Annotated in this window: 22 protein-coding genes; 15 read left to right on the forward strand and 7 right to left on the reverse strand. The window is 46.1% G+C overall.

The annotated features are described in order from the left end of the window. The first annotated feature begins 215 nt into the window (after positions 1-215). From QL234_RS21505 to QL234_RS21520, 4 genes are all read left to right on the forward strand, one after another. Positions 216-1,460 carry a malic enzyme-like NAD(P)-binding protein gene (locus tag QL234_RS21505; protein ID WP_281559820.1) on the forward strand — a complete coding sequence of 415 codons (1,245 nt, stop codon included), beginning with the start codon at positions 216-218 and terminating at the stop codon, positions 1,458-1,460. 512 nt (positions 1,461-1,972) lie between these two features. Continuing rightward, positions 1,973-2,233 (forward strand): helix-turn-helix domain-containing protein, encoded by a 261-nt coding sequence (locus QL234_RS21510; protein WP_281559821.1) that lies wholly within the window; start codon positions 1,973-1,975, stop codon positions 2,231-2,233. Between the two features lie 2 nt (positions 2,234-2,235). Then, entirely contained in the window at positions 2,236-2,943 is a 708-nt protein-coding gene (locus tag QL234_RS21515) for a hypothetical protein (protein ID WP_281559822.1), read from the forward strand. A gap of 182 nt (positions 2,944-3,125) precedes the next feature. Further along, positions 3,126-3,275 (forward strand): hypothetical protein, encoded by a 150-nt coding sequence (locus QL234_RS21520; protein WP_281559823.1) that lies wholly within the window; start codon positions 3,126-3,128, stop codon positions 3,273-3,275. 69 nt (positions 3,276-3,344) lie between these two features. Here the strand turns inward: QL234_RS21520 and QL234_RS21525 are convergent, their stop codons facing one another. Further along, positions 3,345-5,186 carry a di-heme-cytochrome C peroxidase gene (locus QL234_RS21525; protein ID WP_281559824.1) on the reverse strand — a complete coding sequence of 614 codons (1,842 nt, stop codon included), beginning with the start codon at positions 5,184-5,186 and terminating at the stop codon, positions 3,345-3,347. A 258-nt stretch (positions 5,187-5,444) separates the two neighbouring features. Further along, on the reverse strand, positions 5,445-6,575 hold the full coding sequence (locus QL234_RS21530; protein ID WP_281559825.1) for a GGDEF domain-containing protein: 1,131 nt from the start codon (positions 6,573-6,575) through the stop codon (positions 5,445-5,447). A gap of 516 nt (positions 6,576-7,091) precedes the next feature. Between QL234_RS21530 and QL234_RS21535 the strand changes: the two genes are divergently transcribed. Next, positions 7,092-7,427, forward strand: coding sequence for a hypothetical protein (locus tag QL234_RS21535; protein ID WP_281559826.1), 336 nt, complete (start codon positions 7,092-7,094; stop codon positions 7,425-7,427). A gap of 271 nt (positions 7,428-7,698) precedes the next feature. Here QL234_RS21535 and QL234_RS21540 read toward each other — a convergent pair whose 3' ends face one another. Then, the gene (locus tag QL234_RS21540) at positions 7,699-8,415 is read right to left on the reverse strand and encodes a Crp/Fnr family transcriptional regulator (protein WP_281559827.1); all 717 of its coding nucleotides are present in this window, start codon (positions 8,413-8,415) and stop codon (positions 7,699-7,701) included. 366 nt (positions 8,416-8,781) lie between these two features. On the opposite strand from QL234_RS21540, the gene QL234_RS21545 reads away from it, so the two are divergent. From QL234_RS21545 to QL234_RS21565, 5 genes are all read left to right on the forward strand, one after another. Continuing rightward, positions 8,782-9,102, forward strand: a complete 321-nt coding sequence (locus QL234_RS21545; RefSeq protein WP_281559828.1) for a hypothetical protein — start codon at positions 8,782-8,784, stop codon at positions 9,100-9,102. A gap of 184 nt (positions 9,103-9,286) precedes the next feature. After that, complete coding sequence (locus tag QL234_RS21550; RefSeq protein WP_281559829.1) at positions 9,287-10,288, forward strand: hypothetical protein; 1,002 nt, start codon at positions 9,287-9,289, stop codon at positions 10,286-10,288. Positions 10,289-10,631: 343 nt separating this feature from the next. Beyond that, on the forward strand, positions 10,632-11,315 hold the full coding sequence (locus QL234_RS21555; RefSeq protein ID WP_281559830.1) for an ion transporter: 684 nt from the start codon (positions 10,632-10,634) through the stop codon (positions 11,313-11,315). Between the two features lie 326 nt (positions 11,316-11,641). Then, a complete protein-coding gene (locus QL234_RS21560) occupies positions 11,642-12,136 on the forward strand; it encodes a hypothetical protein (RefSeq protein ID WP_281559831.1) in 495 nt (164 codons plus the stop codon). A gap of 347 nt (positions 12,137-12,483) precedes the next feature. Continuing rightward, positions 12,484-13,143 carry a hypothetical protein gene (locus tag QL234_RS21565; RefSeq protein WP_281559832.1) on the forward strand — a complete coding sequence of 220 codons (660 nt, stop codon included), beginning with the start codon at positions 12,484-12,486 and terminating at the stop codon, positions 13,141-13,143. 72 nt (positions 13,144-13,215) lie between these two features. Here the strand turns inward: QL234_RS21565 and QL234_RS21570 are convergent, their stop codons facing one another. Both QL234_RS21570 and QL234_RS21575 read right to left on the reverse strand, forming a co-directional pair. Beyond that, on the reverse strand, positions 13,216-13,401 hold the full coding sequence (locus tag QL234_RS21570; protein ID WP_281559833.1) for a hypothetical protein: 186 nt from the start codon (positions 13,399-13,401) through the stop codon (positions 13,216-13,218). Between the two features lie 434 nt (positions 13,402-13,835). Further along, positions 13,836-16,373 (reverse strand): cellulase family glycosylhydrolase, encoded by a 2,538-nt coding sequence (locus QL234_RS21575; protein WP_281559834.1) that lies wholly within the window; start codon positions 16,371-16,373, stop codon positions 13,836-13,838. A 677-nt stretch (positions 16,374-17,050) separates the two neighbouring features. Between QL234_RS21575 and QL234_RS21580 the strand changes: the two genes are divergently transcribed. The 3 genes from QL234_RS21580 (at position 17,051) to QL234_RS21590 (ending at position 21,483) form a co-directional block, all read left to right on the forward strand. Further along, positions 17,051-18,622 carry an ethylbenzene dehydrogenase-related protein gene (locus tag QL234_RS21580; protein ID WP_281559835.1) on the forward strand — a complete coding sequence of 524 codons (1,572 nt, stop codon included), beginning with the start codon at positions 17,051-17,053 and terminating at the stop codon, positions 18,620-18,622. Continuing rightward, the gene (locus QL234_RS21585) at positions 18,622-19,242 is read left to right on the forward strand and encodes a DUF1566 domain-containing protein (protein ID WP_281559836.1); all 621 of its coding nucleotides are present in this window, start codon (positions 18,622-18,624) and stop codon (positions 19,240-19,242) included. The genes QL234_RS21580 and QL234_RS21585 overlap by 1 nt, the downstream gene beginning before the upstream one ends. Before the next feature lie 96 nt (positions 19,243-19,338). Beyond that, a complete protein-coding gene (locus QL234_RS21590; RefSeq protein WP_281559837.1) occupies positions 19,339-21,483 on the forward strand; it encodes a DNRLRE domain-containing protein in 2,145 nt (714 codons plus the stop codon). A gap of 140 nt (positions 21,484-21,623) precedes the next feature. Here the strand turns inward: QL234_RS21590 and QL234_RS21595 are convergent, their stop codons facing one another. Then, positions 21,624-22,814: a multidrug effflux MFS transporter gene (locus tag QL234_RS21595; RefSeq protein ID WP_281559838.1), complete on the reverse strand. Its 1,191-nt coding sequence runs from the start codon at positions 22,812-22,814 to the stop codon at positions 21,624-21,626. 149 nt (positions 22,815-22,963) lie between these two features. Between QL234_RS21595 and QL234_RS21600 the strand changes: the two genes are divergently transcribed. Next, positions 22,964-23,884, forward strand: a complete 921-nt coding sequence (locus QL234_RS21600) for a LysR family transcriptional regulator (protein WP_281559839.1) — start codon at positions 22,964-22,966, stop codon at positions 23,882-23,884. Between the two features lie 57 nt (positions 23,885-23,941). Here the strand turns inward: QL234_RS21600 and QL234_RS21605 are convergent, their stop codons facing one another. Continuing rightward, positions 23,942-25,432: an alanine/glycine:cation symporter family protein gene (locus QL234_RS21605; RefSeq protein ID WP_281559840.1), complete on the reverse strand. Its 1,491-nt coding sequence runs from the start codon at positions 25,430-25,432 to the stop codon at positions 23,942-23,944. A gap of 193 nt (positions 25,433-25,625) precedes the next feature. Between QL234_RS21605 and QL234_RS21610 the strand changes: the two genes are divergently transcribed. Next, positions 25,626-26,078: an Lrp/AsnC family transcriptional regulator gene (locus QL234_RS21610; RefSeq protein WP_044832931.1), complete on the forward strand. Its 453-nt coding sequence runs from the start codon at positions 25,626-25,628 to the stop codon at positions 26,076-26,078. The last annotated feature ends 50 nt before the right edge of the window (positions 26,079-26,128 follow it).

A 26,128-nucleotide genomic window follows, 5' to 3' on the forward strand; every position in this document is an offset into this window, starting at 1 on the left:
AAAGACTTATTTCCCGCAAGAATTTTGTAATAATCAGTCATGTTAAAGCCTATTAATTATAGCTTACAGCATATTTTTATATAGAAAGACGCTTGTAATGGTCAAGGTATTTGCAATACCATGTAAAACCATAAGAAAAATAATAATTTCAGACGGTGAAAACAAAGTTAAAAAGTTCACCTAAAATTACAACATTTATTCGTTAGGACATCATAATGACAGATCTGCGTCAACAGGCTCTTGATTATCACGCTCACCCCACGCCAGGCAAGATCAGCGTGGAGATCACCACTCCAGCAGAAACCAGTGTAGATTTAGCCCTTGCCTACAGCCCCGGGGTTGCCGAACCGGTAAGGGAAATCGCGGAAAATCCTGATGATGTATATAAATATACCGGTAAAGGCAATACCGTTGCGGTTATCTCCAACGGCACCGCTATCTTAGGGTTGGGCAACTTAGGCCCTATGGCCTCTAAGCCGGTGATGGAAGGTAAGGCGCTGTTGTTCAAACGTTTTGCCAACATCAATTCTTTCGATATTGAAGTGAAGCACAAAACGGTTGAAGACTTTGTGAATACCGTGGCCAATATTGCCGACAGTTTCGGTGGTATCAACCTTGAAGACATCAAGGCGCCTGAATGTTTTGTGATTGAAAAAGCCCTGATTGAAAGATGTAAAATCCCGGTATTTCATGATGACCAGCACGGCACCGCCATAGTCACCTGTGCCGGAATGTTAAATGCACTGGACATCCAGGGCAAAGACATCAAACAGGCTAACATCGTTTGTCTTGGCGCCGGAGCCGCTGCCATTGCCTGTATGGAGCTGTTGATCAAATGTGGTGCCCAGCGTGAAAAAATTTACATGCTTGACACTAAGGGTATTGTTCATACCCGCCGGGATGACTTAAACGAATATAAAAAATTATTTGCCAATAATACCGATAAGCGCACTTTGGAAGATGCCATTGCCGGTGCCGATGTTTTTGTCGGGGTCTCCGGTCCGGATTTATTAACGGCGGAACACCTGAAATTGATGGCGCCTAACCCGGTGGTATTTGCCTGTTCCAACCCGGATCCGGAAATCAAACCTGAACTGGCGCTGGCCACCCGCGATGATGTGATCATCGCCACCGGCCGTTCCGACTATCCGAACCAGGTGAATAATGTTTTGTGCTTCCCGTTTATTTTCCGTGGCGCTTTAGACGTCCGCGCCCGCATTATCAACGATGAAATGAAAATTGCCGCGGTACATGCCATTAAAGATCTTGCCAAGGAAAAGGTGCCGGCAGAAGTACTGACCGCCAGCGGAGATAAGTCGCTGACCTTTGGTAAGGACTATATTATTCCTAAACCTATGGATTCCAGGTTGTGTGCCAAGGTGGCCAAAGCCGTTGCCCAGGCCGCCATTGACTCAGGCGTGGCCGCATTAGAGATGCCGGAAAATTATATGGCTGATTAGTTGCTCATCTTGTTTAAGAAAACGGCTGTCGGCTAATACCGACAGCCGTTTTTTATGTTCAGGACGAACAGTATTTCGCGGCCTCATGGATGAGGAGGAGTGAAGATTTCAGGACGAATGGTCAACATTTTTGTTCCGGACAAATGTTAAGTAGCTGCATCCTAGCAGGCAATGCCATGTTCACCTGGATGTGAAAGAGTGGTGATATTCAGGACGAATGGTTTGCCATGCTCACCTGGATGCGAAAGAGGCGGTCTTTACGAGCGTATTTTTCATCTTTATAGATGAAAAAACCTGAGCGTTCTGCTCGGATGAAATTTACAGTTTTTTACACAAGTGCTTTACGTATTTGATTGTTATTGATTTATTTGCTTTATCCCTTTTATATCACTTATTGCATCTGCAATAAGGCATTGTGCTCAAAGAGTAATCGCGTATAATCCCCAGCCTGCTCAATACCGCATAAATCTTTGTCGCGGTTTTTCTTATATGTTTTAACAAGGATTTTAAAATTGTATAAATACGATAAAGCGAAAATGGTAGATGACCTCAAGCGAATGCGCCTGGACTCAGGTATGAGCCAGAAAGCATTAGGGCAGAGGATCGGCCTAAGCCGGGAAACCATAGTTGCTATCGAAAATAAATACCCGGGGGCAATTGCCACCCTGGAAATGGATACCGTCAAACTCTGGTTCCGGGCCTGTAAAGGTAAAGCGGATCCCTCCATTTTGCTGCGCTTTAAAAACGGACTGATTGCTTTTTTCGGCGTATAAGCATGTTGTTAAAAGCCCTGTCAGAAAAAGCGCTAACTGCGGTTCTTGCGGGTTTGTTGCTCGCCATGGGGATTATCACCTTTGATAATGCCCGTTTATTTGACTGGCTGTATTTTGCTATTTTGGCTTTTGTTATTTTATTGAGTCGAAAAAATATCAATATTGCCGGGATCGTCTTGATTCTTATACTTGGCAAGTTTGCTGATGAAGCGGGTTGGCATCTGCTCGCAGATAACCTGCCAAGCCGGTTATTTGTTTATCTGAGTTTATTGACCACTTTAGTGATAATCAAAGAAGAGGAATATCGTAAACCTGTTGCGATACTCTTTTTTTTGGCTTTATGCTCGGAAATTTTTTGGTTTGTTTCTGATTACGGCGGGCCGGAAATTTACTGGCATTTGATTGAAATTAATATTCTTATTCTGCTTCGCCACTACTTGTTTGTGCGGGTGTTTTTTACCAGCCGGCTATTTCCCGGTTTGTCTAAGTCGCTGGAGCTGGATGTGGAAGTGCATGATGTGATGACGGCCTTTATGTTTATTCACGCTTTAACCGTGCTTGAATACCTGGTACGCCATTTGTTCGGCCTTGATATTAAGCTGGTTTGGTCGTTTAATGCCGTTATCTTTCATGTGCTTAAGGTTTATTTGGTGTATGTTATTCTGCACGGCAGCGCTCAATTAAGCCTGGCAAACAAGCTTAATGCTTAAATTTGTGTTATCTGGCGCTTCTTTTCGTTAATCCTTTCTGCTATTCCCGGTAAATCTCTTCATAATCCTCCTGTGGAATACTGCTGTCTTTGGGTGTGGATTGCAATACACACCCAAAGGCCATTGGTCCTGCGTGGCATTTCACAAAATTCATATTATTAATCAAATATCTGGAGTAAATTATGAAAAAAATATTATTAGCCGTTGTTACTGTTTCTTTATTATCTACCCTGGCTGTACCTGCTGATGCTGCTGTTGGCGGCAAGACTAAACCTCCTGTGGCAGCTAAATGCAGCTGGTGGGATCAGCTGGTCATGTCAGTTATCGGTTAATCCGGCTTAAGAGCTTGAGCTAGTGTTAAGCCCGGGAGCCTGTTACTCCCGGGTTATTCTGTTAATGTATTATAAGGTTTTCATGTATTCCACCAGTGCCCAGCGCTGAGATTCGCTGAGATCTGAACCGTAGCTGTGGCCGCGGTTGGAACTGCCCGGGATGATTTTGCCGTTATCATCCAGCACCCGGAACAGGGACAGGCCCTGATCGGTTTTATATCCTACCCTGGCAGGGTCAAACTCCCGGCTGCCGACCCAGAAACTGGTTAAGCGCTGCTTAGGTTTTTTCAGCAATTCCCACAGGTTGGGGATTGAACCGTTATGCATATAAGGCGCCGTGGCCCAGATGCCGTTTAATGGCCGGGCTTTGTATACCAGGCCGGTAAGATCCCTGTCATCGCCTTTTTGCGAACTGTCGCCGGTTTTATCGCTTTTATACATGGCCTTAAGTGCCTTGAAATGGGCTTTTAGGTGATCTGTCATGCTGGTACCTTCAACGCTTTTATCCAGCTTGCCGTCTATTCTCACCGGTTTTAGCCCGGCTTCAAGGGCGGTAAGCGGGTCTTTTAATACCAGGCCGACCACGCCATTGGCGGGAATGAGGATGGCGGGGGTCACTTCTTTAAAACGGGCGCCCACTAAGATTTGGTTTTTTTCTCCTTCGAGGAACAGGGATTTTGCCATATGAAAGTCAGCGTTCCAGGCGGTTTCCGGATCTGTACCCACTTCGGCCACCGGGGTTTTTACCGAGATATATTTTTCTCCCTCGTTAGCCCTTGGGATCACCTGGTGGCACTTGGCGCAATATTGTTTATATAATGTTTTCCCCTGACCGGCGAGATTGGCATCAACCGCGGGCAAATATTGCTGTGGCCACTGCGGCGAACGCAAATCCCTTACCCAGGTTTCCAAATCTCCCAGATACAGCATTTCTACGGTGGAAGAATAACGGCTTTCTCCACCCTTAAGCCGGTCTTTAATGGACGTATTGTTAATGTTTAAGTGGCCGAATACCCCCACTACTTCACCCATATTGCGGATTAACGGCCCGATCACCGGAGTATTGGGAGCCGAAGCATTCCACTGCACTACGTCCGACTGATGGGTACCCCACAGAAAGGGATAAGACACCGGGGCCGTGGGCGGGTTACCGTTGTTTAAATCCCTGAGGGCAAAAACACTGCCGGCGTTTTGGATATTGCCGAAGGCGTCAAGACGGGCATAACTGGTAAAGTCGGGGTCGTAGTTATCAGGCAAGGCGTTGACCATGCGGCGTTCGGTTAACTCTTTAGCCAGCTGGCCAAGGCGCTCTTTAAGGGCTTGCGCTTCTTCTTCGTTGTATTCATCGGCTAATACTTTACGGGCAAAGCGCTCAAATTTGGCGGCATCACTATGGGTGTTGTTGAGGGCGTCCACCAGGCGGCTGAAAAAAAGCACGAAATTGGCCAAGGTCGGCGCGCCTTCAATTAACATGCGGGTGCCGTTATAGTCGAGCTGGTTGGTATGGCAGGCGGCGCAGGTCATGCCCATCCAGGGTTCGCCGCTGCTCCTGTCTTTGCCCAGGGCAAAACCTATCGGCAGCCCCGCCGGGTTTTCCAGCGACGAGGGCATCGGCAGATAACGTAAAAATTCCATATGGGCGCTGCTGCGGAAATACTCCCGGCTGTCCGGCTGTTCCAGCCAGGTAAACCAGGTGTAAGGCATGATACGTGCCCCCTGATCGGTGAACCAGAATTTCATCCGGATGTCGTCGTTCCATGCCTGGGGTAACTCTACCCGGGTGGGAGTATCTCCTATGGCTGGGGTCATCAGGGATTTTTCTGCACTGGGGGTGTAACCTTGCTCTGTCGCGCAACCAATAACCAGCGAAGCGGCAGCCAGGGCCGAGAGAAACAAAAATGGGATTTTCATATAATGCTTTCCTTGCCTGAATAAATTATTAGTTTTGTTGTGTTTTAGTCTAGGCAATATTTCTCAGCCCCGAAAGAAAAGGAATGAAAGAAAACCTAAGCTGAAAGAAAGGGATAGAGCAATAGCGCACAGCTCTGGTCTCTATATGTTGCATGATAGCGGCTTAATCGCCGGGTTTAATCGTCCTGCTGCCGCAAGTTTCGGCATTTTTCATAGTCACAGTTTTTATTGATACCGCCCTCAGTGTTTGCCCGAGGTTTATACTTTTGCTGTTTTGTTTACCTCATAAGGGAAGGGGGCAGATTGATTCTCTGTCGGATATTTCACGAACTGGTTTCTGCCTTTGCGCTTGGCTTCATAAAGCGCCAGGTCTGCTTCTATATAAAGGTTTTCAGCGCTGCGGATATGGTCAGGTGTCATAAAGGATAAGCCCGCAGATATGGTAACCTTTTTATGTGGCAAGTTCTTTTCGTGTGGGATATTGAGTTCGGATATCTGTTCAAAGATAGTTTTCACTCTTTCCACGCCGTCCTGGCAATGTTCGAGACTATGAATTAAGGCGAATTCTTCCTCGCTTATTCTAAAGGCAAATTCTGTTGCGCGGCGAGTAGAGTTGGCAATAACCTTGCCGATAGAGGAAAGTACCTTATCTCCTTTTGCCTGACCATAGGTCTCATTATATAGTTTGAACTGATCCAAACCTATGATAACCAACAGTAAAAATCGCCCTTCTCTGCCACTGCGGTTGGTTTCTTTTTTCAGGTTTTCGGAGAATAAACGGCGGTTATATAATCCGGTTAATTGATCGATTTCAGCCAGACTCCGCATTCTCAAGTCGCTGCTTCTAAAATAAAATACCAGAGAGCACCAACTGAAGATGAACACCATTGCGGCAATCACCATTGCCTGAATAAAGACGGCGGTCATATTTTCATGGTCTTGTTTAGAGTTGCTTTCCTGCTGTAACAGGGTTTTTATGGCTTGCTGTATGCCATTGGAATACTCATATTTTAGCTGTTGGTATTCAGCGCTAAAAAGCAGCTCAGTCGCAATAGCTTGTTTGTCTTGTGCGGCCAGCTCAAAGGCCTGCGTTTCCAGGGCGATTAATTTGGTATTTGCCTTACTGGTGTCGTGTATTGCCTGGGCGATATCAGGTTCACGCTTCATGGCTTTTACTATGGCCATATCCAGCAATTTTGCATGCTGCAGGTAGCGGTCTCGCCACACATGATCATTTGTTAATACGCCAACCCTGGCAGACATAGTCAGCACTTCGTCAAGGTAGATGATCTCACTGGAGAGCAGGCGCAGCTGGCTTAATCGTGCTGCTGAAGAGATTTGCAGGGTAGAGTAATGAAGGAACAGTGCCGCGATAACAACAATAACCATTATGGTAGCGCTTAACCCGCTAAGCAATAATGTTCTAAATTTGCAAAGTTTTTCAGCCCCGAGCATTTCATCCCTCTTTTTCTTTGCGTCCTGAAAGCAAGAGTAGACTATATGCGTGATAAGTGCCTGCCCGAATAAGATAAATAGATATAGCTGACAAAACCGTCCGCCACCCGGAACAAGCTTATTTAGTTTTGCTATCGCCTGGCCGGGAGCTGATTTTCGTTTGTCGGCGGCTCTTGCTGTAATGGCTAAGGGCGGATAAGTATAGTTTCTGTTAAAAAACTTTAGCTGAGTTTAACTCTGGCATATCATTATTTTTAACTATGATGGATACTGTGTAACTTGCTGTGATAATAGCGCAACGTTATGAAAAATATTGAATTTAAATCATAAGGAAAGCATTTGTCATTGCTCTGATGCAAGTTGCTCAAACGGACACTTCACAGCTGGCTGTGTTGCCCATTATTTCGGCCAGCTATTCTGCATTGCTTAGCAAAGGGTTGGTGAGAAAATATGAACACAATCGAATTAGCAAAGAAATACTTGGATGTGTTTTTTAAAACTCAAGAGTTTGATTCCCTATATGAAATATTTGATGAGGAATTAGACTTCAAGGGGCCTTTTCTACAAAGTTATAGCGCTAAAGCGTATATCGAATCTTTAAAGGCTGCTCCGTGGGAAAGTTGCGAATACGAAATTAGGGAAGAATATGAGAATTCAAATTCGGCGTGTATAACATATCTATTTAGAAAGGGGCGAAAATGCACCCTGATGTCCCAGCAATTCTGGGGGACAAACGGCAAAATTAATAAAGTCAGGCTGATATTTAATGCGGCAGATATCACATAATAATTGGCAGGAACTCACTGTCTTCGGTGCCGGATGTTCTTTTTATCTTGCTGTTGTGCCTTAGCATTATGTCGGCGCAGAAAAGTTAAGCCGCTTGCTTCCTGAGATATTTGATTAACCCGAAAAGTTATTGAGTAGTGAATGTCGATATGTTGCTAACTACTCAATTCATTTTAATTTTGCTGCGTTGTCAGCTTTTGTCAATAACATAGTCAAGTCGTCGACTTTGCCGCTAACAACATGTTTTTTTATGCAACGTCTTTATTTGTTGTTAAAGAAAAATAACCCCTCTTGGGTCCCTGATACTTAAATCGATACCGTCTAATTTTTTACCCAGCTGTTCAATGTTGGTGAGGTAAATACAGTGTCGCTCAAGCGATACTAAGTTTTCTTTTTCTAAGCTTTTAATCACTTCATTCACCCGCTGGCGGGCGATGCCGGTAATGCGGCTGATTTGTTGTTGGGTAATGGAAATGCGCGGTGTTTGCCCGGCTAAAAAGTTAAGGTGTGAGCTAAGCTCCAGCAGAAAATAAACCACCCTGACCAGTACATTTTCATGGCTGATAATTTGTGCCTGTAACCATTTGGCTTTGGCGGAAAAAGACATTGAGTGAAACCATTTATACATTTCCATATGCTCACTTGCCAGGCTGTGAATAGTGGCGGTTGAAAAATGGACTAAGGTTACCGGCTCTATTTCGGTAATAAAAAACGGCGTGTAGTCGCTGGTGCGCGGCTCGTAATTGCCAAACCATTCCCCCTTGCATTTCACTATGCTGTTAATGGCTTTTAGCTTGGGGGTTTGCAGGCAAATGGTCATAGTGCCTTCAAGAATATAACTGATGCCCTGGTGGGCTAAATTGGAATTTACCAGTTCGTCGTTGCCTGAGATGTTGACTATTTTTGCGCTGTTGATGAGTTGTTGCTTAAGTTGAGCTGATAAGTCTGTTGGCCAACAAATCTTTTCAGCTAATGCCAATTGATCCAAACCTGATTTCCCTGTTCTGATGTATGAGATGAAATAAAACTATTTTACTTTCATCTAATGCATCTGCTGTGTCCTGTACCGGACATTTGATTCCATTTTAGCTTTGTATACTAGTGGGGTTTTGATGCAAAGCAAAGATTGGTGTTTAAGGTCGGGCGAGTTGATTTATATCAGACTTAGGTTTTGATTTTTGAAATAGAGTGAAGTACGAGATTTAGTACTGAATAGCTTTATTGGTACCTTATTGGACGGAATATTGCGTATTTTAAGCATGTAACGATTTAAGTTAGCGTTGAAACATATTGAAGTGATTAGAGAATTAGTCATTTCGAGTTTTATTTTAATTTTTATATATGGAGAACCCCGATGTTTAAACATGGAGTTTTTCCTACTAATAAGTTTTACCCCAATGTAATTAGAAAGGAGTCGATTATGACTTGTCAACAACAACACAGATATGATCCTGATTTCGAAAGTTTACCAGACGATCAAAGTCAATTTAATGGGCGCCATAAGTGTGCGGGTTGTGCCTATGATCAAGGTTATTCATTAGGTCTTTCCAAATCTCAATCAATTAATATTGATTTTGCGGCGTTACCAAATAGTCAAGCAGGAACTGTTCGTCACAGAAGTGTTCAGGCGGCATTCGCTAAAGGCTATTTGGATGGTGTTCTAGCATCTTATTAAATTAAAGATAACAAGGAGCGGTGCGCCTATAAGGGCAGATCTTGAATTTTGTATGAGGGGGGGTCAGCGGCTATAGGCTCAGGTCTTTAGTTTTGTGCAAGAAACAAGACCTGACCTAGTAGGTCTCGCTAGCAGTTATTGTTGCTTGTAGTGTTAATGATAAAAAATGAGAGGAAAGTTGAATATGGGATGGAAGGGGACTATTCGCTCTGTAGGTGCAGCTGTGCGCGCAGCTGAGCGAGATGCAAAACGTCGGCAAAAAGAGCTTGATAGACAGTATAAACAGTATGAAAAAATGCAAGAGTTGGAACAGGCTAAGTATGAGGTTGAAGTGTATGAAAATCACATAGACGTAATTCAATCTATGCACAAAGAGTGTAGTAAGCCTGTTGACTGGAATACTATCGCAGAGTCCAAACAACCTTTGAAACCAGAAAATAAAAAAGAGAATGAGAAAAAAGCACAACTGGAAGCAGATCGTTATAAACCAGGGTTGGTAGATCGACTTTTTTGGAGAGTCGAAAAAAAAAGAGCGTGCTTTGCAGAAAATGTTTTAAGAGCAGTAGAAGCTGACAATAGTGAGTTTAGAGAAAATATTGCTTGTTGGGAGGAAAAAGTTGAATATTGGAAAAAAAGTGTGGATATCGCTAATGCTTTGTTGGAAGGGACGGGAAAAGCAAAGATAGAGGCGGTTGAATATATTCAGCCTTTCTCAGAAATCTCTAATCTTGGTTCACGCTTGTCTATAGCAGTTAATGAAGATAATAATTTAGAGGTAACTATTCATGTTCACAGTGCTGATATAGTGCCATCAGAGATGAAAAGTTTACTAAAAAATGGCAAGTTATCTGTTAAGAAAATGCCAAAAGGAAAGTTTAACGAAATATATCAGGACTATGTATGCAGCTGCACCTTGCGAATCGCGAATGAAATTTTTTCTGTTATTCCGGATAAAGTTGTTGCGGTGACGGCGGTAGATGAACTACTAAATTCAAAGACAGGTCATTTAGAAGAATCACCTATTTTATCAGCTGTTATATCTTGTTCTACTCTAGAATCGCTTAATTTGGAAACTATAGATCCTTCCGATTCAATGAGTAATTTTATTCATAATATGTCCTTTAAAAAAACAAAAGGATTTGAGGCTGTACCTCGTGTGAATATTGAAGTGCTGGAGCGTGTGTAATTCTGCATTTATTCGGGATGTCTCGATAGAATTAAGTTTTAGTGCTTTCAATAATGTTGAGGAATAGATAGCTAAATATGCCTTATGTAAAAGGGAGTTGAGAAAGCATTCTTATAGGAAAAGTATTGGGTGTGGTGTTACTGATTTAAATGTGGCTTTATTGTTTTTCAATGTGCTAGTTTTTGTTGTGTATCTTATAAATATCTGTAGCAACAATGTTATGAGGTCTATAAGATCATTTGTGTAAATGGCATTACATATATTTTGAAGTACTGCAATTTTCTGTTGTTAGCTACATTACTTATCAATTTTGTGTAGCACAAGGATTTAATTCAAGGAAATTATGAAGCATCAAGGTTCACCATTTTACAATTTAGTTTTGTTGTTTTTAAGTATTTATGTACTTGTTGCATTGTCAATTGAAGCATTCTTAGTTGAAGATCAAGAAGTAAAACAAGTGCTTCAATACATTGATTTTGCTGTTTGTAGTGTTTTTTTATGTGACTTTTTTGTAAACCTTTATAAAGCTAAATTTAAATCTCAATTTCTTAAATGGGGTTGGATTGATTTTATATCTTCAATACCTGCAATAGATCCACTTAGATGGGGGAGAGTATCTAAAATTGTTAGAATAATTAGATATCTACGTGCAATAAAGTCCATTAAGATTCTTATAAATAGTCTACACACGAGTAAATATGAAACATTTACACTGTGTGTGTTTTTAGTTGTATTCGTCAGTTTTACTTTATCTTCTGCATTTATATTGGAGTTTGAACGTTCTTATCATTCAGATATAAATACTGCTGAGGCGGCATTATGGTGGGCATTCCTGAATTTAATGAATGCAAAAGCTTCTATTACCCAGGCAGTTAGCCATGAAGGAGTGATAATGACAACTATATTAAATAAAGTTGGCCTTTTGTTATTTGCTTATGTAAATTCAATGTTTATTGCGTGGTTGGTCGTTCAAAAAAAAACAGGTTTAGAGTCACAAAATTACGTAAAAAATACCAATGAAGAATAAAAGCAGCATATAGTAAGAGTAAAAACATCGAGATCGGGTTTTTAATTTTGCACTGGCAGTTTCTTATGCAATAAACAAGGTCTGACTCTGACAGTTTTCTTATATGACAGGTCAATCATACTCCACAAAGCTATAACCCGAGATAACCATAAATTGATTAAGGCAAAAATGGCTGTCCCGGTTTGTTTATTCAAACTATTTGTGAATGTAAAAATATCACCATGACGATTAAGAGATTCCGATGTCATTTTTAGTGAAAATACATAAAAATCATGTCAAGATTTCAGCATTGTAGATGACTTTCTGTATACGGATATATAAACGAAATGAATATCTTGGAGATCTTAAAGCTAGGCTTTATTGGCCTGGCTTTTTTACTTGCATTTTTAGCTTATCGATTACTTTCAGTAGAGCAGCGTAGCGAAGTATCACGACCCGCACATCTTGAGGCTATTTCAAAATTTATGGCCTTTTCACTTGTCCTTGGCGTTATGTCGGTAGCAAGCCCTTTTATACCTAAAATGCTAGAGGATAAACCTGATCCATTTATGGAAGCGATGTTAATTTCAGCTAAAAATAGAAAGCCGCTCCCTCTTGAATTTGTTCAAGAGCAAATTCAGGTTTTAACCATCGGACATAACAAAAGAATCGAAACCTTGTATAGCCGAAGAGAAGCCGAAGAAAAGAGACTTAAATCATTACCAAATAGTTCAACTGGCACTTGGAAAGATGAAGAGTCGTTAAGGAAAATAGAGCGATATATAAGGGAAGAAAATAGGGAATATGAAAGTAAAGTTCGAGGTTTTCGCAACATGTTATAAATGGAAACCCTCTGTTATTAGCTTCTGGCTAAAAGATAAATATCAGGGAGGACTCTTGAATTTTGCACTATGCAAGAAATAAAACCTGACCCTGACAGTAAAAGCGGTGTAGTTACTAAATTGTAATGAGGGATTCATTAAAGCCAAAATCACATAATTACCAACTATTTTTTGTTATCTAAATCAAATAAAAACATTTGTATGCTGGTTAAAATTCGGTGGGTACTCTTTAGTACCTAGTTAAATTAAAGCGCTTTTCGCCCATCGATTTAACTGGATATCAAGGAAATAGTAAGAATGATTTTATTGAATAAAATCGCTATTTAAGAATTATTTAAGGATAAAAAATGAAAAATAAAACTGCTTTATTCATGCTCTCCGTTATATTGTGTTTACCTACTCTATGCCACTCGGCTCTCATACAGTACAACGATAAAGATCTATTTATAAATTCAACATTAGCCGAAAGCATAGGGGAGTTACCCAATTCAGGTGGCCATGGAACCACGGTTGGCCCGGTAACATTTTTAAATGGCCCCGGTGCTTCAATTGCTTTTACTGAATTGGCAACAGTTATTACCGGACAAGAACTGGCGGCAAGCGGTAATGAAAATTACAATTTAAATATTGATGGCGGGGCATATGCCTTTGGTTTTGATGCCTATGAGCCTACCGGTAGATCAATGAGGGATGGTTGTAATAGCACCTGCTTTGATACCACCTTTGAATTAACCATATTCAATGGTGCTACAGAGCTTGGAAAGATAAGCTTTAATTTACATGACGATGTGCTGGATTTTGTCGGCATTTCTTCTGATATCTTGTTCAATAGAATCGAAATTAGGGATATTACCGGTACAGACGACAACGAGTTTTTCGGTAATATGCTGATAACAAGACAACAGCTTGCTTCTGTGCCTCTCCCGCCAACTGTATTGCTATTTTTGTCGGGCCTGCTGGTGTTACTGCTAAGAAAGAAAACTCGGCTTAGCCAACTAAGCCACTAGGGTTGAAGCCGATAGGGTCAAGTCTTGAATTTTGTATTGAAAAAATAAGGCCTGACCCATTATTGGTATAAATCAGGTTTTGATTGCCTGATTGCGAGTGTCATGCTGCGGCGTTAAAAGGTTACGGGCCTGGAGTGCTTCGGTGAGTAGTTTTCGGGCAATCCAAGCGACACTTCTGTCATCTGCCCGGGCTAAGGCATGAATCGCTTCACCGACCTCGGTATCCAGCCTCACGGTTAATACCATCAGCTTTTTCATGATCGGGTTTTATCTATGTTGGCTTCAAAGTCGATCTGTGGCCGCGGGCGCTTGCGGTGCCCTGTTGTCGGATGCTTAGTGAAAGAGTTTGTTAAAAAAACTTTAGCCGAGTTTAACTCTGGCATATTATTAAGTTTAGCCATGATGGATACCCTACGTATCTGTTTTGGTTAGCTATCTCTGGGTGTTGCTGCACTCAGGGGTAGCGCTAGTTGTTTATTTCTGTATAAATCGCTATTTTGAACCCCCTTCTTTTGTTGATATTTCACCACCTAGTTATAGTTGAAAAAGCGGGATAAAGCCATGGATTAAGGGAGTGTTTTTTAGTTAAGATTTTCTGAAGCGTAAACGCTGTAATGCTATGAAATATAAGTGTTAATATTTAAATTTGAGAGGGGCAGGATAAGGAGTTTTATCCTGCCATTATTTGCTGGTTAATAAATCCTGAATTGCTCTATTTGCATTTCATCAAACCTGGGGTTGCAATCGAACTTGGCGTTGCGTTCACCGTTCTTCAATTTGGCATCCCATTCAAGGCCGCACTGATTAGCGCTAATCACTAGCGAGCTGCCGCCGCTGGTACTGGTTAGGGTGATTTGATCGCCGCTGGTACTACAGTCAAATTTGCTGTTGCGCTCGTTTTTATTATCCAGGTGGGCATCCCATTCCAGTGCGCAGCTGCCGTCTGCCATGCTGAGGTAGCCGGAAACAGAAACTGAGTTATCGCTATGCTTTTGCGGCTCGCTGGCGGCGGTAAAAATAAAACCGTCGCCCGGCGAAGCGCAATCAAATTTGGCATTGCGTTCGTTGTCGCTTTCCAGTTCACCGTCCCATTCCAGGCGGCAGTTATGCTCCCGGGTAGCGACTTTCATGAAATAGCGCTGGTCTTTTTTCATTTCACCAAGCAGTGTCTGCATCGACAGATCTGTGGTTTGCGCCCAGTCCCATTTTTGGTTTTGACCGCCGTGGTACAGCCATTGGCCTATGGTGCTGTTGTTGTCTGTGCCAAAGGCGTCTAACACATAATCCGGGTTATGGGCATTGGCAAAAACGCCGTCATTGTAGTGCCAGCGGTGATCATTGCTGTTGCTGCACAGGGCCAGGGTTACTGCGCCGCCATCTTTTGCCTGCTCCGGGCCGCCGTGGCTCAGGCAATATTCAGGGTTTTGAAAGCTGCGTAGGAACTGTTCTTTGCTGTCGTAAGCCCAGCGCTGCCACGACTTGCCTTCACATTGCCACAAAATGGCGTTTTTACCCGCACTGGGCAAGGTGCCGGAGAAATCCAGGCATTTACCGTTGTTGCGGCTGGTAAGTTCCCGATAAGGCATGGGCTGGTCGCCGCCGGTGGCGGTAATGGCAAACTGGTGAAAATCAACATCTTGATCATGGCTGATGTGCAATATGTTGTGTTCGCTGTCCAGCTGATATTGCCAGTTGCTGTCGGTTGCGCTACTTACCGTAAATTCCCCGGTAAAAAAGCGCCGTGGTAGGGCGATTTCCGTAGTGCCTGTAGCGCCGTTGTTGCTATAGCTTAAGGTGAAGGTATTTTGCATGGCATCGAAGTCGTAGTTTTCTATACTGCCGGCAACGGCCCTGGGGTAAATATTTACTAACGCTTGGGCATTGCGAAGTTCTGATACCTTGTCCGGGGCAATAGGGCTCCAGCCGCCGGGATCGCTTGACCAGTAGGCCCAGCCGAGTTTATTGCGCTCTGCCATCAGCATCACATCTTTAAGATATTGCAGGCCGCCTTCGGCGCTGTTGCTGTGGCCGAATTCGCCGATCAGCCAGGCCATATTGTTGTTGTAGGCATAGTTGTGCTGGTTGGTTTCCCAAAGGTTTACCCGGGAAAAGTCGCTTTCACGGTAGCTGGCGCCCTCGTGTAAATCTCTGGGGTACAGGTGCGGCATATAGCCCAGGCGGCGCTCGCCGTTTCGCGGGTCGTGCAGGTAACGCAAGGAGGTTGGTGCGCCGTGGTTGGCGCTGACCGACATAGGTTCAACAAAAATATAGTGGTCGTTGTCTACCTCGCGGATGCGGTTGATCACTTTTTGGTAAAGGTCGCTCAGTGCGCCGCCTTCAAATTCCCGCACCGCGTTGAGGTTACCCCAGTCGCCTTTATTGCGGGCAATCAGGGTGTGGGCTACTTTGTCGATATAAGACTCGGGCACGTTAAAGCCCATGTTGGCGGCCAGGTCGCGGATAATGTTACGGATAAGTCCGGTGAACATATTGTAGGGATGGCCGTCTACCCAGATGGTGCCGATCACGGCAAAGTTCAGTAAACCTTTCTGGGACGGTTCGATCATTTCATACACCAGTTGATCGGCGATGGCGTCCAGCCGGGTCGGTTCGTTAAACAGGTCGTAACCTATAACCGCCGGGTGGCCGGCAAAACGTTCGGCCACGGCGCGCCATGCCAGGCTGAAATCATCCTGGATATTATCAACATTGGCAAAAAAGTTGTTGGCGGAGTCAACGGCGCAGGGAGAAGCAACCTTGAGCCACCAGGGGCCTTCATTCAAGGGGTCGTCGCTGCCTATGCTCGCCCAGCCGGGGGCGCCGTTGCCGCCGCAGTTTTCTCCCCAGACATCTTGGTGCATATCCAGAATTACCTGCATTTTATTGTCGGTATACCATTGCAGCCGGGCTTCAATGTCATCTAGATATGCCTGATTGATTTGTCCTCTTTCCGGCATCAGTAAATCCCAGAAAATAAGGTAGCGGGCGGTGTTATAACCCATGGTTTTTGCCTGGTAGGCTACATCGGTTTCGGTTTCCCAGGAGCGGCGCATTTCGCTGTGTTTGGCGACATTACCGGAATTTAATCCTTGTAATATCAGCTGGCGCCCCTGCTGGTCTACTATCGGCAATACACCTTTTCCGGTGACATGTGGCGGTGAAAAGGCATTGCTGCTCAAGGTGATCAGCCCTACAGTTACACAGGTAAAAATGGATAAAAATCGCTTCATTAAAGCCTCCGTGCTTTGTCTCTTTTAGTTGTTTCTTTGTTATGCAGCTTCACCGCGAGATCCGGTTTCTTATCGCAGATAAGCTGCGTGTTAACTGCTTTTTCCCTGAAGATGCCTGCATCTTTAGGAGTTCAGGTACGTTATATGACAATTCCCGGGAAGAAAAGTAAAATCCAGACAAAAAACATCAGGATGATCATAAGGTTACAAATTGGGAAAAGAAAAAAGATTTTCAGGAATAAGGTGATATCCGGTTTTGACCTGCGACAAGCCGGTAAGGGGAAATGTTTTATCGGCCAGGGGCGAAATATCACTAAAGCCGTATCTGAAGTTGTGGTGCCGTCAGCCATTGTCTGCTTTTTATGAGGAGAAACATGGGCTTTTGAACTTTAGCTTTTGAAACTTGTTGCCCGTCAGCCATTAGCCCGGCGAAGTCTTTGTTTGTTATTTGAGCGGTTGACTCTGGCTTTACCTGGTCGTATTCTCGCATTTAAAGGAAGTAATGCTGCCGCCATTTTATTCGTGTTTATGCTTTACCTTGGTTGCTGTTATTTTTCTTGTTAACTTTTTCGGTGATGCTTAAGTAAGTAAAAATTAAAGTGTGGCAATACAGTCGCTTTCACATTTTTGTCATAAAACTTATTTAAACTTCCGCGCTTTTCGGTTCGGTATTGGATATGTCGATTTACAAAGGGAATTTGTTCTGGGTATTGCTCCACCTTGGGGCGATAGTGATAGTTGTTATCAACCTGTTGACGGGGCTGAGAATAGCCAGCGTCAGCCGTCCCCTGTGGCAGAGCATATCCGCCATTTTACCCCAAGGTCTCATCCACCCGCTGCATTTTACTTCCGGAATTTTGCTGATTGTACTGGTTATCGGTTATATCGGCTGGCGTTTGCTTACCCGGGGGCAAAGACCTAAGCCGGTAAAACCCCAGGCCCTGAACTTTCATCGCCTGGTGATCCGCTCGGGTTATCTTATATTTTTCGGGGCTATGCTAAGCGGTCTGCTTGCTTATTTCTCCCTGGCTCCCGCCTTGGTGGTGGCTGTTCATTATTATTGTGCCCTTGGCATCATCTGCTATTTATTGCTGCATGGCGGCGGTTATTTTGTCCATTATGGGATGGCGGCAATCAAGCGTATTTTATGGCCGTCCCGGCAATTGTCACCCGTGTCTTTGGGTTTGTTGCTGCTTACCTTTTTGCTGGCGGGTTTAGGTTTGCAGCTCTCTGGCAAAGCGGCACATGTTTTACTGGTTGCCAAAGTGCCTTTATCACAGTTGATTCATATTGACGGCAAGGCGGATGAGGCCGTCTGGCGGCAGGCCGAAACCGTGGATGTACTGACCCAGGGGGGCGCCAATTTCGATAACGGCCAAACCCGGATCCGGGTCCAGGTCGTGGAAAATGGTATTGAAGCTTTTTTTCATATCAGCTGGGACGACCCCACCAAAAGCCTGAAGCACTTGCCTTTGCTGAAAACACAAAGCGGCTGGCAGGTTGAGCAGCAGGGCTTTTATAACTTTGATGAAACCCGCTATTACGAAGACAAGCTGGCGGTGATGGTTTCCAACCAGTGTCAGGCGGGAGGCGCGGGTACGGTACACCTCGGCCCCAAGCCCCTGGCAGATAAACCCGCCAACTGGCACGGTAAAGGTTATCACTACAGTCAGGACGGTGCTATCAGAGATCTCTGGCACTGGAAGGCGGTGCGTACCAATAATATGATATTGGCGGATGATAACTATATCGGGCCACCGGATAAAGTCAGGCCCGGCAGCCGCCGTTACAGCGCCGGTTATCTGCAGGACGGTAAAGAATCCGGCGCTTATGTGATGAATTGGCGCTGGTACAAACCCGATGTCATAACACCTAAGCGCCTGCCTAAATCGCCTGAGCTGTTAACTCCTTACCAGCAGGACAATAGCGATGGCTTAAGTTGGGTGATCCCCTGGTTTGATTACCAGCCCTATCAGGCTGAGCATGATAACTATCCGGTCGGCACCCGTATGCCTTCGGTGATGTACCGCTCTAACCGCTTTGAGGGCGACCGGGCGGACGTACGCGCCTTTGCCCGCTGGCACCAGGGGCGCTGGTCGCTGGAGTTATCGCGTAAACTCGATACCGGCTCAGAGTACGATGTACCCCTCAGGCACGGCGTCTGTCTCTGGGTCTCAGCCTTTGATCAGTCGCAGGTGGCCCATACCCGCCATGCCCTGCCGATTCAGCTTGAATTTTCGGGGGCCTGATGATTTTCAGATTTACTCTCTTGCTGGCGATATGCTCTGCCGTATATGCCTATACCGTCCGCTATCCTCACGAACGGCCAGGAGTGCCGGTTTCAGAGCGCTGGCAAAAGCTAACGGCCAAGGGACAGCCGCTGGCGCCGTGGGCGGGACCCTGGGCCTGCGTGTTGGATAAAAAAAACGGCCTGATCTGGGAAGTCAAAACCGACAACGAATCGATTCATGACGGCTACTGGAGCTATTCCTGGTTTGACGGCCGTGCCGGTCAGGCCAATCTCGGGGATTGTTATTTTGAAAGCGAGCGCTGCGACACCCTGGATTTGATCCGCCGGGCAAATCAGGAAGCTCAGTGCGGCGTCAGTAATTGGCGTTTGCCGAGTGCCGAGGAATTGCAAAGCCTGCTTTATTATCAGGGAAAAACCGGTGATGCTTTGATCGATAAAGGTTTTTTTCCCCATACCAAACACGGGGATTACTGGAGTGGCCAGGCGCAGCAGCCATTGACCTCAAGTTTCCGTCATTTGGGCTATGGCGCACTGGCGGTAAACTTCGGCACCGGAGAAACATTGGCCTTGCCTTATCGTAATGCCGCCTTTGTAAGACTGGTCAGCCAGTTGGATTAATACTGCAACATTTCTTACATATAACTTTCACATTGATTTTATATCATCCCCGACCTTTACTGTATATGTGTCAAATATAATAAAGGACTGATAATAATGAAAAAAGGAATACTCACCGGCCTGGTACTTACCTCAGGCCTGCTTACTTTATCCGGCGCCCAGGCGGCAAGCAAACACCACAGAATCATGTGGGACAGCGACCCCGCCACTAATGCCGTGATCGGCTTTTCTCCGGACGGCTCCAGTCAGTCGCCCTATGTGAAATTCGGTTACAGCACAGATGAAAGTTTATGGACCAGCGCGCAAGTGAGCGCCAGCCATCACTTTGATAACTCCCTGACCAGCCACTTTGTTCGCCTGACCGGCCTTAATGCCAACAGCCCGGTTTACTACCGGGTGTGCGATCAAAGCGGTTGTGGCGACCGCCTTTGGTTTAAAACCGCACCGACCGACAACAGCCCTTATACCGTGATCGCCGGCGGCGATACCCGTACCGGCTGGACCAACCGTCGTGCCGGTAATGAGCTGCTTGCCAAAATCCGCCCCTTGTTCGTGATGCACGGCGGTGATTATACCAATGCCAACAGCGCCTCCGAGATGAACCAGTACCTGGAAGACTGGCAGCTGACCTTTTCCTACGACACCATAGACGGCCTGCCCTATAAGCGTGTTTATCCTATGGTGGCCACCCATGGTAACCATGAAGACGACAATTACTCGACCTTATGTCAGGTATTTGGCGTGGATTATAATGAAGACGGCCAGTGTAATGCCCTGGATACCTATGGCGCCTTTAATGTCTCGCCCCTGCTTAGGGTATATACCTTAAACAGTCAGTTTAAAAACAGCGGCTGGTCTTCTTATGCCAGTACTATGAACAGCTGGCTAAGCGATGATTTGAGCACTAAGGGCAACAGTGCCGGCTGGCGCTTTGCCCAATACCATAAGCCTATGTATCCGCATTACACAGGTAAGTCTGAGAATACCGAGTTATTTAACTGGTGGGCACAGGACTTCTATGATCATGCCCTGAACCTGGTGGTTGAATCCGATACCCATATCAATAAGCTGACCAAGGCCATTAAACCAAGCGGTAATGGCTTTAGCGAAACGACCTCTGGCGGCACGGTTTATGTCGGTGAAGGCAGCTGGGGCGCCCCGGCGCGCTCTGCCAATGATCCTAAGTCCTGGACCATAGACCTGGCCAGTATCCAGCAATTTAAAGTGATTTCGGTTGAAAGTGAGCAGCTGACGGTGCGTACCGCCCAGTTCACCAGCTCTGCCAGTACCCTGACCCGGGAGCAAAGGGCGGCGGATCCCCTGGCCCTGCCGCAAAGTGTTGACTGGTGGCATGCCAACGGTATCGGCGAGCAGTTGAAATTAGTGCAAGACAGCAATCGCCGCACTGTGATCGACAGTGGCGATGCAGGTACCAGCATCACTTTGAATGCCTCGGATGATACCTTTATTGCCAAAAGCAAAGCCGACACTAACTATAACGGCAGCAGCGATGGTCTGCTGGCAGATGGCCTAAGCACCACTTATGGTGAAATGCAAACCCTGATCAAGTTTGATTTGGGCCAGTTGCCCGGTTGCAGTACTGTAACCAGCGCCAGCCTTAAGTTAACTGTCTTTAATTCTTCCTCCGGTAGCTACAATATCTACAGTGGCAAAAACAGCTGGGATGAAAACAATGCCACCTGGAATTCTGTATCGGGTGATGCTCACCAAGGCACGCAACTGACCAGTTTTACCGCTTCCTCAACGGGAGAGAAAACTATCTCCCTGGGACAGGCAGGTTTAGATGCCATCAGGGCCTGGCAGCAAGGTAACAACAATGGTCTGGTTATCGCCTCGGGCGGTACTTCAAATGGTATCGATATGAATTCAAAAGAAATGGGCTCCGGCCCGCAGTTGGTGTTGGCTTATCAGCAGGGCAGTGACTGTGGCGGTTTGAGTGAGTCTGATTTGTCTGCGGGGAAAGGGGAATGGCTGCATTTCAGTGTTGATGTGCCTGCCGGTAAAAGTGCGCTGCAAGTCAATATTGCCGGTGGCAGCGGCGATGCCGATCTCTATGTCCGCAAAGGCAGTCAGCCGACCTCGTCTGATTATGACTGTCGCCCCTGGGTGGATGGTAATACCGAGAGTTGCAGCATGGATAACCCGGAGGCAAGCACTTGGTTTATCAGCCTTTATGGCTACAGTGATTTCTCAGGGGTGAGCTTAAATGCCCAATGGTAACGTTAAGCAGGCTTTTGCAAGCTAAAGCATGAGATTATCAGGCAAGGGACGCACTGATGAGCGTCCCTTTTTTAATTGTGAACTTTTATGCTTGTCCCAACCTGTGAGGGCTTTACGGCAAGCAGGCTTACTTAGCGCAGTTAAGCATTGGCGACAGGCAAGGGGTATAAGGTACTTTTAACTTTAGGTAACTTCCACAAGGCGTAAATCGGTAAGATGGCCAGTATCAACAGCGCCATTTGCTGTGGGGCGTTTAACGGCAATAGCTGCAATAACGCCACTAAAACCGCGGCCCCGCTCATTTGCATAAAGCCCAGTAGCGCAGAGGCCGAACCGGCATTATCACCAAAGGGTGACAAAGCCTGGCCTGAGCAGGTGCCTGCCAGTAATGACACCCCGGTGGAGCAGATCATAATAGGTATCATAAAGGCGGCCGCATGATGCCATTGCTGTAAAGCCAGCATCAAAATGCCGGAAACCACTAATATGCCCATGCCTAAGCCGATAGTGTTCCTGGCCCCCAGCCTGGTCAGCACTTTAGGAGCAAAGAAGCAGGCTGCAATATTGAGCGCGGCATTGAGGCTGAACCAAAAAACAAAGGTATGCTGGCTTTGCTTTAGCTCTACCATCAACCAGGCGGGTGAGCTGCTGACAAAGGCCAGCATGATCGCCATCATCAGCATCACGATAGTGGCATTAAATAAAAATACCGGGTGTTTAACGATCGGCATAAAACTTTTCAGGCTGAGCAGCTTTTTAGGTTGTACTGTGCTGTCGGGGCGGGTTTCCGATAAGGTAAAGAACATAATTACCCCGGCAACCGCAGCATAAAGCGCCATCACTTCAAAGTTGCTGCGCCAGCCAAAGTGCTCCGTCAGTACGCTGCCAAGTATCGGCGCCAGGGCGGGAATACAGCAAATGGCGCCATTAAGGTAACTGTAGATCACGCCGCTTTGTATCGGGTTATATTTGTCGCGTACACAGGCAAAAGCGGCGACCACGATAGCGCAGGCACCAAAGCCCTGGGCCATGCGGAAAAACAGGAAAGCTTCAAGGCTGGCGGCAAAAACACACAGCAATGAAGACAGGCCGTAAATCACGACTCCGCTCAGTGCCACCGGCTTGCGGCCAAAGCGGTCCGCTAAAGGGCCGCTAAGCAGTTGACCAAGACCCATGGTTAATAGAAATGCGCTGATACTCCACTGTACCTGCGACATAGGTGCAGCAAAGTCTTGTGCCATGACCGGTAAGGCCGGTAAGAATATATCGATAGCCAGCGGGCTAAAAATCACCATCAGCATAAGCAGTGGCAGGGAATTACGTGTTGTCATTTCGTTCTCCTGGGGTCAACGGGGCCAGTATAGGGGATTAGGTTTATGAGCAGAAATGAATTATCATTGTATTAATTATTCCACTTTGGAATGACTGATGAAAAATAGGCAACTTGGCTGGCAAGCTTGCGGCAGTGAAGGGGGTTAGGGTGCATAAGTTAGATTTGAATTTATTGAAGGTGTTGGCGGTGCTGCTGGAAGAGTTAAATGTGACCGCCGCCGCTCAGCGTCTGAATGTCACTCAGTCGGCAGTGAGTAAGCACTTGTCCCGGCTCAGGGATATGTTTGCCGACCCGCTGTTTGAGCGCAATGCTCAGGGACTCAAAGCGACTCCCAGGGCGATTGAGTTGGCGCCGCAATTACGTCAGGTGATCCAGCAGCTGGAGCAGCTTACCCGGCCACAGGCTTTTGACCCGGGACAAAGCCAGCGCCGTTTTCATATCCATATGCCGGATATGGCCTATTCGCTCACTTTTCCGTTTTTTATGCCGGATTTGCTGGTGCAGGCACCCAATGTCAGTTTAAAAACCAATACCTGGAATGAGCACAGTATGCAGCAGTTGCTTAGCCGTGAAACCGATATGGGCATTGCCTGTCGTGAATGGGACAGCCGCTCTCCGGTGCATATTAAAGATATTCCGGGAGAACTTAATCATGTTGAGTTGCTGCGGGAAAATTCCCTGTGTCTGCTGCGTGAAGATCATCCGGCGTTACAGGAGAGTTGGGATATCGATACCTTTTTAAAATATCGCCATATCCAGGTGACTATCGGCGGCATGAATAAGTGGTTGCTCGATGATGTGCTGAGCATTAAAAAACTCGACCGCGACATTGCCGTTCATATGCCGGACTTTCACAGTGCCATGAGTTTGTGTGAGCAAAGCGATTTGATTTTATGTGCGCCGGGGCGGCATGCCACTAAACTGGCTGCCAGTTTTAAATTGCGTATTTTACCTATTCCTGTGGTCTTTGATCCGGGGGCTTATGTGCTGATGTGGCACAAACACTTCGAGCATGATCTTGGTCATAAGTGGCTGCGGGAGCTGATTATCAATAATGTTGTCGAGTAGTGTTGCAGGCTTCGGGGCCGTTGTTAATAACAGCTATACCCGAAGCCGGGTTTGACGTTAGTTTTCCGCGGTATATTTCGACTGATAGGCCTTTAAATCCTTTTTGATACCGGGAGCGAGCAGGTACAGGCCAATAATGTTGGCTATTGCCATGGAGAAAAACATGGAATCGGAAATGGCAATCACGGCATCCAGGCTCACCGAAGCGCCGATGGCGGTACACAGGCAAAAGATCAGTTTATAGAGCAGGTCCAGCACTTTAGAATCACCCACCAGGTAACCCCAGGCAATAGAGCCGTAATAGGCCCAGGAAATCATGGTGGAGATGGCAAACATCAATACCGCCACGCTGAGTACGTAAGGGAACCACCAGATCACGCTGGCAAAGGCGCTTGAGGTCAGGGCGACGCCGTCCAGGCCGTCCGTAGTCTGGTAAACGCCGGTGATGACGATCACCAGGGCGGTGATGGTACAAATGACAATGGTATCGATAAAAGGCTCGAGCAGGGCGACATAACCTTCGCGGATCGGCTCTTTGGTGGAGGCGGTGGCATGGGCGATAGAGGCCGCACCCACCCCGGCTTCACTGGAGAAGGTTGAGCGTTTAAAGCCCTGGATCATTACACCGATAATGCCGCCGGCGACCCCTTCAGGATTAAAGGCGCCGTTAATGATCAGGCCAAAAGCACGGGGAATTTCACTGTAATGATAGATAAGAATAAATACGGCGGCAGACAAATAAAGCCCCGCCATCAGCGGCACCACTTTGGAGGTTACTTTGGCGATACTTTTAATACCGCCTATGATCACGACACCGATAATTACCGCCAATATCGCGCCGAATAACCAGCCTTTATCAGTCCAGAAACCGGTATTGCCCAAGGCGACCACAAACTGCTGATAGGCCTGGTTTGACTGCAGCATATTGCTGCCGCACAGGGAAGCAACTACGCAGCATACCGCGAAAAAGCTCGCCAGTATTTTGCCCTGGGTTTTAAAGCCCAGCTCCGCCAGGCCGGTCTTAAGATAATACATGGGGCCGCCGTGTACCTCGCCTTTGGCGGTGATCACCCGGTATTTTACCCCCAGGCTGCATTCGAGGAATTTGGTGGACATGCCCATAAAGCCGGCGATAATCATCCAGAAGGTGGCTCCGGGTCCGCCGATGGACACGGCAATGGCTACTCCGGCAATATTGCCAAGGCCTACTGTGCCGGAAAGGGCGGTGGCTAATGCCTGAAAATGGCTGACTTCACCGGGATCCTTTGGATCGGAATAATCTCCTTTGATCACCTTGCATGAGTGTTTAAAGCCGCGGATATTGATGAAACCAAAATAGCCGGTAAACGCCACGGCGGCGGCAATCAGCCAGAGCACAATTAACGGGAATTGCGTACCGGCGATGTCTACACTGTAAAAAATAATACCGGTAAAAAGCTCTGCCACCGGACGCAATAGCTGGTCTATCTGCTGGTCGATGGACAAATCAGCCGCACGGGCCTGCATAATCGGCAGTAGCAATAAAATCGTTGAGAGTAGTTTTTTCATCTTATTATCCCGGTAACCGCCTGGCCTGCTTGCTGTGTCAGCTTGCTTGCCATTAGCCGTTACTGTTTTTCATTAGTGCTGATTTACTCTTTTCGTTAAATCTCATTGTGCCACAGACTTGTGCTATTAATTAGCCTGATATTTGATTAATATTGCTAATATATTAAGCAATTTGTATAGCTTGGGTAGCATAATGAGTGATTTGGACAATATCGATCGGCAGCTAATCAGTCTGCTTAGGGCGGATGCCAGGACCTCGGTTTCCCAGTTGGCGAAAACCATTGATGTCTCCCGTGCCACGGTGCAAAACCGTATTAACCGCCTGGAAAAAAGAGGAGTGATCACCGGATATACCGCGCTGGTTTCGCCGGGCACTAACGAACAGGTCTCCTTGATCCGCGCCCTGATGAATATTGAACTTAAAGGCACTTCCACTAAAAATATCAAACAGGCACTCATGGCTGAGCCGAGTGTGTGTGCTATTCATACCACTAACGGCCGCTGGGATATGATTGCCGAATTGCAAACCAGGTCGCTGGAAGAGTTTGACCAGGTGCTGGGGCGGATACGTAATATCAATGAAGTTTCTGCCTCGGAAACCAGCATTTTATTGTCGAGTCACAGGATCAGTTCGCAAGAGTTGTAGCGGACCAGTAGTGCTTTGGTGACAGATCAAAGTAAGTTATTAGCAAAGTG

This window comes from Thalassomonas sp. RHCl1 (assembly GCF_947387555.1).
Taxonomy (GTDB): domain Bacteria; phylum Pseudomonadota; class Gammaproteobacteria; order Enterobacterales; family Alteromonadaceae; genus Thalassomonas.